The 15,043-nt window shown below is 31.6% G+C and carries 16 protein-coding genes and 1 pseudogene; 13 read left to right on the top strand and 4 right to left on the bottom strand.

Annotated features, from left to right (window positions below; genetic code table 11):
* A partial coding sequence (locus ABWO08_RS09445; protein ID WP_353085477.1) for a tyrosine-type recombinase/integrase occupies positions 1–301 on the top strand: 301 nt, incomplete at its 5' end.
* A gap of 1,212 nt (positions 302–1,513) precedes the next feature.
* Complete coding sequence (locus tag ABWO08_RS09440; protein ID WP_353085475.1) at positions 1,514–1,648, top strand: hypothetical protein; 135 nt, start codon at positions 1,514–1,516, stop codon at positions 1,646–1,648.
* A 380-nt stretch (positions 1,649–2,028) separates the two neighbouring features.
* Here the strand turns inward: ABWO08_RS09440 and ABWO08_RS09435 are convergent, their stop codons facing one another.
* Positions 2,029–2,304 (bottom strand): hypothetical protein, encoded by a 276-nt coding sequence (locus ABWO08_RS09435; protein WP_353085473.1) that lies wholly within the window; start codon positions 2,302–2,304, stop codon positions 2,029–2,031.
* A 1,459-nt stretch (positions 2,305–3,763) separates the two neighbouring features.
* Between ABWO08_RS09435 and ABWO08_RS09430 the strand changes: the two genes are divergently transcribed.
* From ABWO08_RS09430 to ABWO08_RS09410, 5 genes and pseudogenes are all read left to right on the top strand, one after another.
* Complete coding sequence (locus ABWO08_RS09430; RefSeq protein WP_353085471.1) at positions 3,764–4,036, top strand: hypothetical protein; 273 nt, start codon at positions 3,764–3,766, stop codon at positions 4,034–4,036.
* 12 nt (positions 4,037–4,048) lie between these two features.
* Positions 4,049–4,345 carry a hypothetical protein gene (locus ABWO08_RS09425; protein WP_353085469.1) on the top strand — a complete coding sequence of 99 codons (297 nt, stop codon included), beginning with the start codon at positions 4,049–4,051 and terminating at the stop codon, positions 4,343–4,345.
* Between the two features lie 199 nt (positions 4,346–4,544).
* A complete protein-coding gene (locus ABWO08_RS09420; RefSeq protein WP_353085467.1) occupies positions 4,545–5,093 on the top strand; it encodes an REP-associated tyrosine transposase in 549 nt (182 codons plus the stop codon).
* Between the two features lie 48 nt (positions 5,094–5,141).
* Positions 5,142–5,333, top strand: a pseudogene (locus ABWO08_RS09415) (transposase); the annotation flags it as partial.
* A gap of 128 nt (positions 5,334–5,461) precedes the next feature.
* Complete coding sequence (locus ABWO08_RS09410; protein WP_353085465.1) at positions 5,462–6,157, top strand: M15 family metallopeptidase; 696 nt, start codon at positions 5,462–5,464, stop codon at positions 6,155–6,157.
* Here ABWO08_RS09410 and ABWO08_RS09405 read toward each other — a convergent pair.
* Entirely contained in the window at positions 6,154–6,423 is a 270-nt protein-coding gene (locus ABWO08_RS09405) for a hypothetical protein (RefSeq protein WP_353085463.1), read from the bottom strand. The two genes, ABWO08_RS09410 and ABWO08_RS09405, sit on opposite strands and share 4 nt — an antisense overlap.
* A gap of 1 nt (position 6,424) precedes the next feature.
* Positions 6,425–7,198, bottom strand: coding sequence for a hypothetical protein (locus ABWO08_RS09400; protein WP_353085461.1), 774 nt, complete (start codon positions 7,196–7,198; stop codon positions 6,425–6,427).
* Between the two features lie 147 nt (positions 7,199–7,345).
* Here ABWO08_RS09400 and ABWO08_RS09395 point away from each other — a divergent pair, with 147 nt between their 5' ends.
* Positions 7,346–8,269: an alpha/beta hydrolase gene (locus ABWO08_RS09395; protein WP_353085459.1), complete on the top strand. Its 924-nt coding sequence runs from the start codon at positions 7,346–7,348 to the stop codon at positions 8,267–8,269.
* Here ABWO08_RS09395 and ABWO08_RS09390 read toward each other — a convergent pair.
* Positions 8,266–9,588, bottom strand: coding sequence for a hydroxymethylglutaryl-CoA synthase family protein (locus ABWO08_RS09390; RefSeq protein ID WP_353085457.1), 1,323 nt, complete (start codon positions 9,586–9,588; stop codon positions 8,266–8,268). The two genes, ABWO08_RS09395 and ABWO08_RS09390, sit on opposite strands and share 4 nt — an antisense overlap.
* 265 nt (positions 9,589–9,853) lie before the next feature.
* On the opposite strand from ABWO08_RS09390, the gene ABWO08_RS09385 reads away from it, so the two are divergent.
* The 5 genes from ABWO08_RS09385 to efp all read left to right on the top strand — a co-directional run bounded on the left by ABWO08_RS09385 (position 9,854) and on the right by efp (position 15,040).
* Positions 9,854–11,089: an HD domain-containing protein gene (locus ABWO08_RS09385; protein WP_353085455.1), complete on the top strand. Its 1,236-nt coding sequence runs from the start codon at positions 9,854–9,856 to the stop codon at positions 11,087–11,089.
* Positions 11,090–11,163: 74 nt separating this feature from the next.
* On the top strand, positions 11,164–12,183 hold the full coding sequence (lpxD, locus tag ABWO08_RS09380) for a UDP-3-O-(3-hydroxymyristoyl)glucosamine N-acyltransferase (protein ID WP_353085453.1): 1,020 nt from the start codon (positions 11,164–11,166) through the stop codon (positions 12,181–12,183).
* A 24-nt stretch (positions 12,184–12,207) separates the two neighbouring features.
* Entirely contained in the window at positions 12,208–13,596 is a 1,389-nt protein-coding gene (locus tag ABWO08_RS09375) for a bifunctional UDP-3-O-[3-hydroxymyristoyl] N-acetylglucosamine deacetylase/3-hydroxyacyl-ACP dehydratase (protein WP_353085451.1), read from the top strand.
* Positions 13,597–13,658: 62 nt separating this feature from the next.
* Positions 13,659–14,444, top strand: a complete 786-nt coding sequence (gene lpxA / locus ABWO08_RS09370) for an acyl-ACP--UDP-N-acetylglucosamine O-acyltransferase (protein WP_353085449.1) — start codon at positions 13,659–13,661, stop codon at positions 14,442–14,444.
* A 29-nt stretch (positions 14,445–14,473) separates the two neighbouring features.
* Complete coding sequence (efp, locus tag ABWO08_RS09365; protein WP_353085447.1) at positions 14,474–15,040, top strand: elongation factor P; 567 nt, start codon at positions 14,474–14,476, stop codon at positions 15,038–15,040.
* Positions 15,041–15,043 lie beyond the last annotated feature (3 nt).

Here is a 15,043-nt window from a genome sequence, read left to right as displayed (position 1 = left end):
TATCCTTGCTAATGGTATTGAAGAAGATTCTGTAAGGTCAAAAAGAATCATCCATCAATGGATCAAGACTACCAATAAATACTTGAAGCGATTGTCTGAGCAAGTTGGTCTATGCTCTCCTGTAACAACCTATTCAAGTAGGCATTCATTTGCTACAATTGCTAAGCGAATGGGATATTCTAATGAATTAATTGCAGAAGCTCTAGGGCATGAATATGGTAACAAGATCACTAACATCTACCTAGATTCTTTTGAAAAGGAAGTACTTGATGCTATGCATAAGCAAGTGATTGCAATGTAGAATAGGGGTTTCTGCTTTAGGTTACATAGTGACAATTTCCAGTCTGCTATTCTAGATCTTAGGAATGGTTAATCAAGCTTTTTAAAAGAGCTATTATCTGTTCCTATAGTGCCAGACGATATAGCTTTAGATAGTTTCATCTTGCTCTTACGAAGTTCACGCTTCACATCATTAATAGCTATTAGTTCAGGTGCTACCTCAGATATTATCTGCTTCAATTTGAAGTGATGTGGTCTAGTAAGACTAACTTTACTACCTTTAGTGTGGACTAAATTCCACAATCTGACAGGATCAGTTTCAAGTAGTTTGTAAGCAGACATGTACTCGTTGTTGCCTAATGGAATACTATCTTGAAGTCTCCTCCTGGATTACTACCCCTCAAACAGAAATTAGAGCTTTCTTATCATAAGATAAAATATTCTTATGTTTGTAAGAACGTAACACACCACATTATAGAATAGCTAATGGATAAATTTGAAGATGTAGACTATTGGAAAGGAATAGTTCTCTATGGCTTAAATCAAGCCACTTACAAGATTGCATTAGGGAAAACTATCCTAGATTAATAAAAATACTTTAAGTATTAAAAATAATGTACAATTTTGGTTCTATTTAACAATAATTTCTTTTGCTGCTGGAGTATTACTTTTCCTGAAAAATAGTTAAAGTACTTTTATTTAATATTCCCAATCAATAGGTCTCACTACAATCGTTTGCTTTGTTACGTTGGGCTTTTCCTGTCGCTTTAACAAGCTCCGTTCCACAGTCCACTTGAAATCAAAAGAAAGAGCAGCTAAGAAAAATAGCAGCTCTTTTTTTGTTTCTACACCACAAATTTTATCACTTTTCACTTCGACTTGAAGCTAAGAGCTTTGTTATTCATAAAAAAAATTAACATATGTGATATGGAAGTACTCTCCCAGCCAAAACCCCACCCACAAGGAGGTAGGTTGGGGTATCCCCCTTTAAAATAGCTGCTATAACTAAAATTAATTCGTTATGGTAACAGTAAAAGAAATTAGAAAGACTGAAAAATTCAAGTGGAGAAGAATTTTATGGTTTAATTATTCAATCTTGAGCAATACTAGTTAAAAGTAAGAAAACTGGCAATATCCTTTATGTGGTTAGTGAGAAAACAAAATAATCAAACTAAAGACACCATTCAAGCTAAAGGTTTTAAAGGATTTAGGAAGACTTAAAATGGGGCAAGTGATGTTTTGTACACAACTCAAAATCACTCAAGAAGGAAAAATAGTATTTTGTATTGATACCAACAACTACCACACCCATCATTTTGATGTAATAACTTCAGAAGCTAAGAGAGAGGTACGTTTTTTATTGATTTAGAATATTATATGTTTGAATAGGTCAGCTTAGTATATTTCAATAGTTTGTTTAATCCAATTTGTTCTTAATAAAATTCTTTAATTCGTTAATGAAATTAGGATTTTCCTTATTACCTCGAAACAAGGATTCTATAAAACTAACATCTATATTATTGTTTGATAATTGTTTAGAAAAAACTGGATTTTCATCAAATAACAATTTATTAATTGAATGTTTTTCACAAAATGAAATCAGTATTTCTGATATGCACTTACTATTTTCATTACTACTAATACTTAATTTTATTTCACCTAACTCTTCGATAAGAAGTGGATAATCTGTAGGATTAAATATTTTCTGGTCAATAATTTGTGCCTTTATAAAGCCCTTTTTATTTGCTTCTATAGAGTCTTTAGTATTATCTTCAGTAATAATTCATCTTTTATTTCAAATGACATTAAATTGTTCCCAGCTCCGATCAAATTAAATATAATTATAGTTAAGCAAAGCAAATCCAAAGTCGAAATTAGATAGTAAATCTCTTTAACTGTATTTGATTCAGGATTCCCATAATAAATTATTAACCATCCAATTATTGAAATAATAATTCCAGATAAAACAGCATAAGCTATATTTAAGATATTGGCTCCAGCATCTTTAATTTTCGATGTATCCATAATAAATGTATTAAAATCTATGTTTTGTAAGTTTTCAAACTAAAATGAACTTTTCCTGCGAGTATTCAGTTAATAATTCAAAGATAAATATTTTTTTTGATTTGTGGTTAATTTTAATGTACGCTGGAATACATTATCTCCTCGAATGTTTCAAAGTAAATTATTTTGTATTTTACTTTAGCTTTTAATTCTTCATATCTCCACTTCCGTAAATCACTTTTTCAAAAGGAGCGTTTTCTTTTTTCTCTTTTTTTGTTTTGAAAAATGTAATACATTTGGATTAAGTTCATTGAACAATATTTTTATTAACTAGGTCAAGGTTTGTTTTTTCATGCACATATTTTGCACAAGTTTAGTAATCAATTAAAAATGTCAGGTTTTATAATAGCTCAGCTGGATAGAGCAACTGCCTTCTAAGCAGTAGGTCGAAGGTTCGAATCCTTCTGGGATCACGAGTGAATCAAATCCCGAAAAATAAGATGAAGTTTACTTTGATTTTATTTTTCGGGATTTTGATTTTTAAAGCGGAGCTTTGAAGGTTGTGAAACAATCCTTGTTTATTAAATACGAAAGCCACTATATATAGTGGCTTTTTTTTATTTTATAGTTTTTAATATAACTATTAATGTATTTTAATAATCTTTTATTTTTTTATTGATAAATAAATATAAAAAAAATGAGTCAAATAAAGAGTAAATAGAAAGCAAACTATTTAAAAAAATCAGAGAGTTTTTTTATTAAAATTTAAATTATTAAATTTTAATAAATAACATATTATTATCCATTCTCAATATTGACGAGCTATAATATGAAGATTGTTTAATCGTCAGCATAAAATAAATTTTAATATACTTTATTTCTTATTCATTGTTTTTTTTTTGATTATTCAAAATTTATAATTAACTATGAATATTAATTTTTAATTCATAATAGCAGAGCACCCCATATTTGCTATTAATTATGTTAGTAATTGTAACTTTTTCTAACATTTTAAGGTGTCTAACAGTATTTTTTTTTTAAAAAACTACTTTTTATACACACGAACTAACCTACAATTTAGTAATAATATTTTTGATTGTACACATCCTTTTGTAATCATTAAGTAAGAAATATCCCAAGATTCAATAAATAGGTTTTTTTATATCAAATAAAAAATGAAAGTAATTTTTTTATTTCAAAGATTATAGGAACAAACGGCTTATATAAATTAAAAAATGATTAATCAAATTGGTCTATAACATACAATAGATAATTAATCCATATAAATTAAAAATAAACTTCTAAAATATGAAATATCCATTATTTATTTTTTTGATAACTGTAATGACAGTTAATTTAGTCCGTCCACAGAAAATAGAGTGGGAAAAAAGTTATGGAGGTAATCATGCCGATTACTTAATGGGCAGCCAGTGGTTCAAGATACAAGAAAGGAGATAGGTCACATCGAAAATCCTTTAAATTGCCCGATGACTATGATATAACTGATAACAATTGTTGCACAGTATCCGCAAGTGGATTGGGACTCATTGGGGAAAATTGGATAGGTGACGAATATGACCCTAGAGATGCTTTGAGTTTTCTAGAAAACAATTTTAAAAAGCTAGGACTAACAAGAACAGTTTATAAAGTTGGCGGAATAACCGTGACTACATATGCTCCCAAACCGCCGAAACCAAAACCAGAACCAAAACCGAAACCCGAACCAAAAAAAGAAGATAAAAAGAAAAGATAAAAAAAAGATAATATGAAAAATATATTAAAAATATCAGTAATTCTAATTATTGGAATTGTTTTAGGTTTTTTTATTTCTAAAAAAATATCTTTTGAAAAACCTAAATATGTGATTTTGCAAAGTGATTATTCTCATCAAGAATTAGGTATTTTAAAAAAAGGCACTAAATTACAATTTGATGAAGGAATGTCAGAAGGATTTTCAAGATACATATTATACTTAAATATTTCCGATTCAGATAATTTAAAATTAGAAAAATCTAATTATATTAATGAAATAAATCCATATTGGATTGAAAAAAAAGAATAGTGATTTTAAAATTTTAAGAAGCCCCCCGTAGTTACTGTTTCTTATGGTTTTGAAGTTAAAGGTGGCGTACCCCAGCTGGTCCGAGCAGAAATAACACGCATCGCTAGTGCGAGCTTCAAGCTCGTACCCACAAAGGAAATAAAACAAACTACAACCCTAAAAAGTTGTAGTTTTTTTTTTTGTAATTTGCACTTATATTATGAGTAGAAAATATAAATTTGGAGAAAAGGACGGAGCTTATTTTGTGTCCTTTGCCACAGTTAATTGGATAGACGTTTTTACAAGAGTAGCCTATTTTGATTGTATTATAGAATCATTAGACCATTGTAGAAAAAATAAAGGAATGGAACTTTATGGTTATTGTATTATGCCAAGCCATGTTCATTTAATTTTTCGTTCGTCTTTAGGAGATCCTTCTGGACTAATGAGAGATTTTAAAGGATTCACCTCAAGGAAAATACTTAAAATTATTGAAGAAAATGCACAAGAAAGCAGAAAGGAATGGATGCTTTGGATGTTTGAAAGAGCTGGTAAGAAAAACAGTAATGTGAAATATCGGCAATTTTGGCAACAGGATAATCATCCAATAGAAATTTGGTCTTTAAAGGTATTTGAACAGAAGCTTAACTATATTCATCAAAACCCGGTAGAATCTGGATTTGTAACCGACCCAATTGATTGGAAATACAGCAGTGCAAGAAACTATGGCAATGACGACCAAACTATTTTAGAAATAGATTTGAATTGATTTTGATAATGGGCACGAGCGTGACGCTCGCGCTAGCAGGGGAAATATCGGCAATTTTGGCAACAGGATAATCATCCAATAGAAATTTGGTCTTTAAAGGTATTTGAACAGAAGCTTAACTATATTCATCAAAACCCGGTAGAATCTGGTTTTGTAACCGACCCAATTGATTGGAAATACAGCAGTGCAAGAAACTATGGCAATGACGACCAAACTATTTTAGAAATAGATTTGAATTGATTTTGATAATGGGCACGAGCGTGACGCTCGCGCTAGCAGGGATATAAAAACTATCACTATTTATAGTGGCTTTTCTTGTTTTCTATAGTTCCGATTCCTTATATTTGAATTTCTATTATTTAAAATTCATGCGTATTAATTATCTTTTTCTTTTTGGTTTGTTACCAGTTCTGCTTGTTGGGTGTAAGCCTACTGAGGCAGCCAACTATAAATCGAGCAGGGTGTTAAAAAACAACTACATCAAAGGGAATTCTATTGCGATGTATGAGGGGATAAGCGATACTACCTTTATAAAACTTACTGATTTTGGTTCTGATTTTGTTTTGGATATGAAATACGCCACCAACGATAATTTCCTAAAACAAAAAGTCTACGATTGTGCCGATTGTTATTTGAGATTGAAAACAATAAAATTTTTAAAGGAGGCCAATGCCGAATTCATGGAGAAAGGCTACCGCATTAAGTTATTTGATTGCTACCGTCCGTTGGATATTCAAAAGAAAATGTTTGAATTGGTTCCCAATGCCGATTATGTTGCCGATCCTAGCAAAGGTTCAGTGCACAACAGAGGCGGCGCTGTAGATCTTACACTAGTAACCGCCAACGGTAAAGAAGTAGATATGGGAACACCTTTTGATTTTTTTGGTCCAGAGGCAGGTCATAATTACCAAGGGTTTTCAAGAAGAATATTAAAGAACAGAGCTTACCTTAAAGAAGTCATGCTTAAACATAACTTCAAAGCCTTCAGTTCGGAGTGGTGGCATTATAATTTATCGGAAAGCACAAAAGATAAATTATCAAATTTTAAATGGATCTGCGATTAAGTTTTTCTTTTTTTATGGGCTTTTAGAAAGTTCCAAATTTTAGGATCCATGCGGCCATAGAAATTTTCTGTGCTAATTTCAATCACAATAATACTTTTGTTTTCATTGCCCTCGGTGATTTTTTCATAGATCTCTTTGGCACTCAATTCACTTGAAACCATCCAATTATCTGAAAAATATTTCACCCATTCACCTAACAATTTCACCTTATTTTCAAATATATGGTTGTCGAAGGAACGATATTGAATTAAATATACCTTTTTCATTTTATTTTAAATTTATTTGATATTGGGATTTGAATTCGGCTAATCGTGATTTCCAGATACCTGACCATTCAATTTCAACTTTAAAAGTAACCAAACTGTGATTTTGAGAATACAATCCGAAAGTAGCAATCCAGGTGCCGTTGTTTTTTTCCACATGATTTGTTATGCCGCCGATCATAATTTTAGATGGACTCGTTACAGTACTGGAGTCGGGTTTGGATATTTTTTCGGGAACAGTAATGAATACAATATCTATCAATCGCTTTACACCAGCTGGCAAAACCATTGTAGTAGAGTCAGAGCCATTCCAGGGTAACGATTTTCCATAGCATTCTATTTCCTGAATTATTGTAGAATCCTTGGCTTTAAATTCTAGTTTTTCAATAAGTAATTCTGTATTTACAGATGAAATATTACCAATATTTTGTATTTCAATCCTTGAAATGTATTTGTTTGCAACTAGAGCCCGATTGGTAGATTCAGTTTCAACATCATTAAATCCTTCAATGGTTATTTGCGATGGTTTGCTTAAAATGAGTCGGGGTCTTTTCCAATATTCTCTTAAATCATCCTTAAATAAGGCAACTAAGACGGCACATAAAGTTATAAAGGCAGATATTATTGAAACTATAAATCTATAATATTCCGATTTGTTTAAAACATCAGTTTCGGGGTAATCGGCTTTTAAGATTTCAATTGGAAAATAATTTCCAATCGCATAGGCAATTATCGATAAAATGATAAGAGCTAGGAACTTAAAGTACTTTTTTTGCATTTGCTATTCTTTTACAGATTTACTAATTGTAATCCATTATAATGCAGGTAGGGGTAGAAGTGGGTTTTATATTACTAAATATAGCAAATTATTTTTACATAACTTAGGTTTTTTGTTAAATTTGATTTCTAATTAGTTTTTACTACCATGAAAATAAAAAATATATTCTTTTTGCTTATTGCAACTTCGGTAATAGGTCAAACTTTGCCAAAAGTAGCAACAGGAACCATTGAGCGCATTGAAAATTTTAAATCCCAATTTGTAACCGTTCGCACTATAGATATTTGGTTGCCTGAAAATTATTCGGCTAATAAAAAATATTCGGTTTTATATATGCACGATGGGCAGATGCTTTATGATCCAGAAACCACTTGGAATAAGCAAGCTTGGGATGTAGATGATATTTTAGGAAAGTTGATGCAAGAATCTAAAATTCAAGATGTAATTGTGGTTGGAATGTTTAATGGAGGTAGTACGCGTCATGCTGATTATTTTCCGCAAAGACCTTTTGAAAGTTTAACTCCCTTTCAACAAGATTCGATTTATAAAGCCAATAGAAGCAATGGACAAAGTGTTTTTAATAACGGAAAAATAAATTCGGACAATTATTTGAAATTCATAGTTCAAGAAGTGAAGCCGTTAATTGATAAAAAATATTCGGTTTACACGGATAAAGAACACACTTTTGTGGCGGGTAGCAGCATGGGTGGTTTGATTTCGATGTATGCCATTTGCGAATATCCAACTATTTTTGGTGGAGCCGCTTGCTTGTCTACCCATTGGCCTGGGATTTTTGGCATTAAAGGAAATCCAATTCCGGATGCTTTTTTTAACTATTTGAAATTGAATTTACCTAATCCAAAAGACCACAAAATCTATTTTGATTATGGAACTGAAACTTTAGATGAAATGTATGAAACACTTCAACCTCAAGTAGATGACATTATGAGTTTAAAAGGTTTTTCAAACAGTAATTGGATGACCAAGAAGTTTGTTGGTGACGACCACAGTGAAAAAGCATGGAAAGGTAGATTTACTATTCCGATGGAATTTTTAATGCATAAGGATTAAACCAATTTATAATACCTCGCGCCAATTAAAACCGGATTTTCTTTTTCGATGTAATCCAAAACAAATTCATTTTTAGGCTCCAAAACGGATTGTTTTCGTTCTTTTTTGTGTAAAGAAATGTAGGTGCCAAAATCAATTTCGGCACTGTTGTTTAATAAGTCAAACAATCCCACTTTAGCAACAACAGCTTGCCATTGCGGCTGAACTTCTGCTTCAAAAACTTTAGCTTTTGATCCACTTCCATAGGCAATGAATCCTATTTTTTTGTTTGCAATATCGTTTTCATTTTGCAAATGATATTCTAAAGTAGAAAGCAGTCCTAAAAATATCGATCCGGTATACATGTTTCCTATTTGCCCCGAGGCAATTTCGGATGGAAAAATTGCTTTGGATACAAAATCTAAGTAATTCTCACTTTTGGCAATGACTTTGTTTTCTTCGGTAAGTTGGTTTTCTTTAGCATAAATCTCTACAAAAGTTCTACGCGCCTGAAAACAGTAGGGAAGGTGCATCAATACATTTTCCCAATTCTTATATATGGATTCCGTTTGATTGGTTAATTCTTTGAAGTTAAAATAAGCTTCACTCGTTCTATTTATATAGCATTCGTTTGAATAGTGTCCATCAAAAACGGGTTGTTCTTTATAGAATGAAATTTCATTTTCAAGTATTCCAAACCACTCTGGGTTATCCGTGGTGTTTAAAATTTCATTTTTGGTAAAGTTCCGTCTTGGTTTAAAAAAGTCAAAAACGCCATCGGCAGAAATTCCTACTTCATTAGAAAAAGCCAACAATCTCGGATTGGCAGTAATTAACATGGCAATTGCTCCGGCTCCTTGGGTGTATTCCCCAGAAGAATTTAAATCATATTTGGCATTGTCTGTCGCTACAACAATTGCTTTTTTAGTTGGATTTAAGCGAATGAAATCTAATGTAGTTTGTAAGGCATCTACGGCGCCAATACAAGCAAAAGTCATATCGAGTGTGTCGCATTTTCTAAAACTTCCTGCGCCATAATGTTGCTCTAATAATGCTGTAATATAAGAAGCAATAGGTTTTGATGAATCTACCGAACTTTCAGTTCCAACATAAATTCTAGCAATCTCTTGCGGATTAATTTGCTCTTGTTGAAGTAGTTTAAATACTGCATTGGCGGCAAAAGTCACTACGTCATTATGAACATCAGGAAAGCTCATCTTTTGCAAACCTAATCCTTTAATCAGTTTGTCGGGCTCAATATCTCGGTTTAACGCCAGAGTTTTAATAGGTAAATGTATTTTTGGAAGATCTATTGAAATGCTATCGATTCCTACTTTCATAATTTAATATATTTTGGCAAATTTATTAATTGCTATTGCAAAATAATATTAACAAATTATAATTTTTATATAAATAAAGTCGATTTATGAATGTGATAATTTTAAAGGTAATTTCGATGTTATTTTTTTATTTTTCCTAATTATTTATGCAGATAGTAAAAGAATTAAAATAATCACTCAAGCTTAATTATAACTGAGGATCATTTCAATAATTATTATTCAAAAAAATAGTACATTTGTACTATATAAAATAACCGATTCTATTGTGATTGCAACCAATAAACTCAAGATTTTCAACGACCCAATTTATGGGTTTATTACCATTCCCAACTCCTTAATTTACGATTTAATTCAGCATCCCTATTTTCAGCGTTTACGCAGAATATCTCAAATGGGATTGTCTTATTTGGTTTATCCTGGCGCACATCACACAAGATTTCATCATGCTTTAGGCTGCATGCATATTATGCAAAAAGCAGTTCAAACCCTAAGATTTAAAGGAGTTGCTATATCTAACGAAGAAGAAAACGCTTTATATATTGCCATTTTGCTTCATGATATTGGTCACGGACCTTTTAGTCATGCCATGGAACATAGTATTGTAGAAGAAGTGCATCACGAAGAAATTTCACTTAAATTCATGAATGCCTTAAATGAAGAATTTGAAGGAAAGTTAGATTTAGCCATTCAAATTTTTAAAGGCGAATACCACCGTAAATTTATGCTTCAGTTGATTTCAAGTCAGTTGGATATGGATCGAATGGATTACTTAAAACGTGATAGTTTTTATAGTGGTGTAGCAGAAGGAAACATCAACAGTGATCGATTGATTCAAATGATGAATGTACAAGATGATGTACTTGTTATTGAAGAAAAAGGCATCTTTTCTGTAGAGAAATTTTTAGTAGCAAGACGATTAATGTATTGGCAAGCCTACTTGCACAAAACATCGGTTGTGGCAGAAATTACGTTAACTAAAATACTCAAAAGAGCCAAAGAATTGACTCAAAAAGGTGAACGTTTAGATTGTAGTAAACCGCTATCCTTTTTCCTGAATAATAAGATTACCACAGACACATTTAATTTGGATGAACTAATTACCTTTTCGCAATTGGATGATTATGATGTGCTAGGCGCCATAAAATCATGGCAATTTCATGCTGATTTTGTTCTAAGTTCGCTTAGTAAAATGATTATTAATAGAGATTTATTGAAAATAATTGTTTTGGATGAAAAAGTAGATGCAGAACTATTAATGCAGTATAAAAATAAAATAACCAGTTTGTATTCGTTACCAGATAATGAAGCTAATTATTTTGTTTTTAAAGGAAAACTGAAAAATCAGGCCTATAATAAAGAAAGCGAACCTATAAGCATATTGAAAAAAGACGGTGAAATTGAAAATCTAGTTGATTCTTCAGATCAATTACAAGTAAAAGCACTTTCTAAATCGGTTACAAAATATTACATCTGTTTCCCAAAAGTACTCTTAGATATCTAGTGTTTAAATTAATTTTCATATTTTTGCCACTATTCTTATTCCATCAAATTTAGTTGGGGTATAATTTTGATTAAATGAAATTCACAGCAGAACAAATTGCGGGTATTTTAAACGGCGAAGTAGTAGGTAATCCTAATGCTGAAGTGAGCAAGTTGGCTAAAATTGAGGAAGGGATTCCAGGATCTTTAACATTTTTGTCCAATCCAAAATATCAAAATTATATCTACACAACCCAGGCAACGGTTACCATTGTCAACAAAAATTTCGAACCAGAAAATCCAATAACCACTACTTTAATTAAAGTAGATGATCCCTATCAAGCTTTTTCCAAACTTTTAGAATATTACAATCAAGTTAAATTAATGAAATCCGGTATTGAACAACCTTCTGTTATTTCAGAAGGAGTTACTTATGGTGATGATTTATATTTAGGTAGTTTTTGTTATGTTGGGAAGAATGTAAAAATTGGAAATAATGTAAAAATTTATCCAAATACTTTTATTGGAGACAATGTAGTAATAGGAGATAATTGTGTCTTTTTTGCAGGTGTTAGAGTTTATTCTGAAACCGAAATTGGAAATAACTGTGTTATACATTCAGGAGCTATTGTTGCTTCTGATGGGTTTGGCTTTGCGCCGCATGAAGATGGAACTTACAGTAAAATTCCACAAATTGGAAATGTAATTTTAGAAGATGATGTTGAGATTGGCGCATGCACTACTATTGATAGAGCTACAATGGGTTCGACAATTATTAGAAAAGGTGCAAAATTAGATAATCAAATTCAAATTGCACATAATGTAGAAGTTGGAGAAAATACCGTTATTGCTGCTCAAACCGGAATTGCAGGTTCTACCAAAATTGGTAAAAACTGTATGATTGGTGGTCAAGTTGGTGTTGCCGGACATATTACAATAGGAGACAATGTAAGAATTCAAGCACAATCCGGGATTGGAAAATCATTGAAAGATGGAGAAGTAGTTCAAGGATCTCCCGCTTTTACTTATGGTGACTTTAGTAAATCGTATGTTCATTTCAGAAATTTACCAAAAATCGTATCCGATTTGGATGCATTAAAAAAGAAATTAGAATAAAATTTATACAAATAGAATTAAATTATGGTAAAGCAAAAAACCATTCAAAGTGAGATTTCACTTACAGGTGTTGGATTACATACTGGCAAAGAAGTTAAAATGACTTTTAAGCCTGCACCTATAGATAATGGATTTACTTTTGTAAGAGTTGATTTAGAAGGATGCCCAATAATAGAAGCTGATGCAAATTATGTTGTAAATACACAACGCGGAACAAATCTTGAAAAACTTGGAGTAAAAATTCAAACCTCTGAACATGTATTAGCAGCTTTTGTTGGTCTTGATGTTGATAATGTAATTATTGAATTAAATGAGTCGGAGCCACCAATTATGGATGGTTCTTCAAAATATTTTGTTGAAGCAATAGAAAAAGTTGGTGTTGTTGAGCAAGATGCAGAAAGAAAATATTATGTGGTTAAAGAAGTAATTTCATTTGTAGATGAAACTACCGGAAGTGAGATTATTGTAATGCCTTCGGATGAGTACCAAATTACTACCATGGTCGATTTTGGAACTAAAGTATTAGGAACTCAAAATGCAACACTAAAAAATATAGCCGATTTTAAATCGGAAATATCTGATGCAAGAACTTTTAGTTTTTTACATGAGTTAGAAAACCTACTAAACGAAGGTTTGATTAAAGGAGGTGATTTAAATAATGCCATTGTATATGTAGATAAGGAAATATCTACACAAACAATGGAAAGTCTAAAAAAAGCATTTGGAAAAGATCAAATATCTGTTAAAGAAAACGGAATTTTAGATAACCTCACTTTGCATTATCCTAATGAAGCTGCGCGTCATAAATTACTTGATGTAATTGGTGACTTAGCATTAATAGGGATGCGAATTAAGGGTAAAGTTATTGCCAATAAACCAGGTCATTTTGTAAACACTCAATTTGCTAAAAAAATGTCTAAAATGATTAAAATAGAGCAAAAAAATCAAGTGCCGGTATATGATTTAAATCTACCGCCTTTAATGGATATTCATCAAATTATGAATATTTTACCACACAGACCTCCATTTTTATTAATTGATCGAATCATTGAAATGTCTACATCACATGTGGTTGGAATGAAAAATGTAACCATGAATGAAAATTTCTTTGTGGGACATTTTCCTGACGCACCAGTTATGCCAGGCGTTTTAATTATTGAAGCTATGGCGCAATCAGGTGGGATATTAGTATTAAGTACGGTTCCAGATCCAGAAAACTACCTAACTTATTTCATGAAAATAGATAATGTGAAATTCAAGCATAAAGTATTACCTGGTGACACCTTGATCTTTAAATGTGAGTTAATTACTCCAATAAGAAGAGGAATTTGTCACATGCAAGCTAACGCTTATGCAAATGGAAAGTTAGTTGCCGAAGCTGAATTGATGGCCCAAATTGCTAAAAAACAATAAATTTGAAAAGCAGTTATTTAAATTAAAAATACCTATTACATTTACCAAAAATATAACACTATATGAATCAACCATTAGCCTATGTTCATCCAGGAGCCAAAATCGCTAAGAATGTTGTAATTGAACCATTTACAACTATTCATAACAATGTAGAAATTGGAGAAGGAACTTGGATCGGTTCAAATGTAACCATTATGGAAGGCGCTCGTATTGGAAAAAATTGTAATATTTTTCCGGGGGCAGTTATTTCTGCAGTACCTCAAGATTTAAAATTTGGAGGTGAAGATTCGCTTGCAATTATTGGAGATAATACAACCGTTAGAGAATGTGTTACAATTAATAGAGGAACTATTGCATCTGGTCAAACTAAAATTGGAAACAATTGTTTAATCATGGCAACCGCACATATTGCTCACGATTGTCATATTGGTGACAATGCTATTATAGTTAATGGTGTGGCTCTTGCTGGTCATGTTATTGTAGGTAATTATGCTATAATTGGAGGATTAGCTGCATTACATCAGTTTATTCATGTTGGAGATCATGCAATGATTTCTGGTGGATCATTGGTTCGTAAAGATGTACCTCCTTATACTAAAGCAGCTAAAGAGCCTTTGTCTTATGTTGGAATCAATTCGGTTGGTTTGAGAAGAAGAGGGTTTACTTCAGAAAAAATTAGAGAAATTCAAGATATCTATAGAATTCTTTATCAGAAAAATTACAATACTTCTCAAGCTGTAGGTATTATTGAAGCCGAAATGGCAGTTTCTCCAGAGCGTGACGAAATATTAGATTTTATTAGAAATTCCTCTCGTGGAATCATGAAAGGATATTCAGGAGGATATTAAAAATAAATTAACAATTAACAAATATAAAAATGGCATCTACTTCAGATATTAGAAACGGATTATGTATTAAATTCAATCACGATATTTATAAAATCATCGAATTTCTTCATGTTAAACCTGGTAAAGGACCAGCTTTTGTGAGAACAAAATTAAAAAGCTTAACTAACGGAAAAGTATTAGATAATACTTTTTCTGCTGGACATAAAATTGAAGACATTCGTGTAGAAACTCAAACTTTTCAATATTTATATAATGAAGGAGATCAGTTTCATTTCATGAATACAGAGTCTTACGAGCAAATAACATTAGATAAAAAAATATTAGACGCTCCAGATTTATTAAAAGAAGGAACGCTAGTAATGGTTCAAATAAACACTGAAACGGAGATGCCTCTATCGGTAGATATGCCTGCTTCTATTGTTCTGGAAGTTACTTATGCTGAGCCAGGAGTAAAAGGAAATACTGCAACTAATGCTACTAAACCTGCAAAAGTTGAGACAGGAGCTTCTGTGAATGTACCTTTATTCATTAACGAAGGAGATAAAATTAAAATTGACACTGCTACAGGTTCTTACATGGAGCGTGTAAAAGAATAAATT

Source organism: Flavobacterium sp., assembly GCF_040383245.1.
GTDB lineage: Bacteria > Bacteroidota > Bacteroidia > Flavobacteriales > Flavobacteriaceae > Flavobacterium.
The sequence above is the reverse complement of the archived record's forward strand: the minus strand, read 5'-3'. Positions and strand labels throughout refer to the sequence as shown.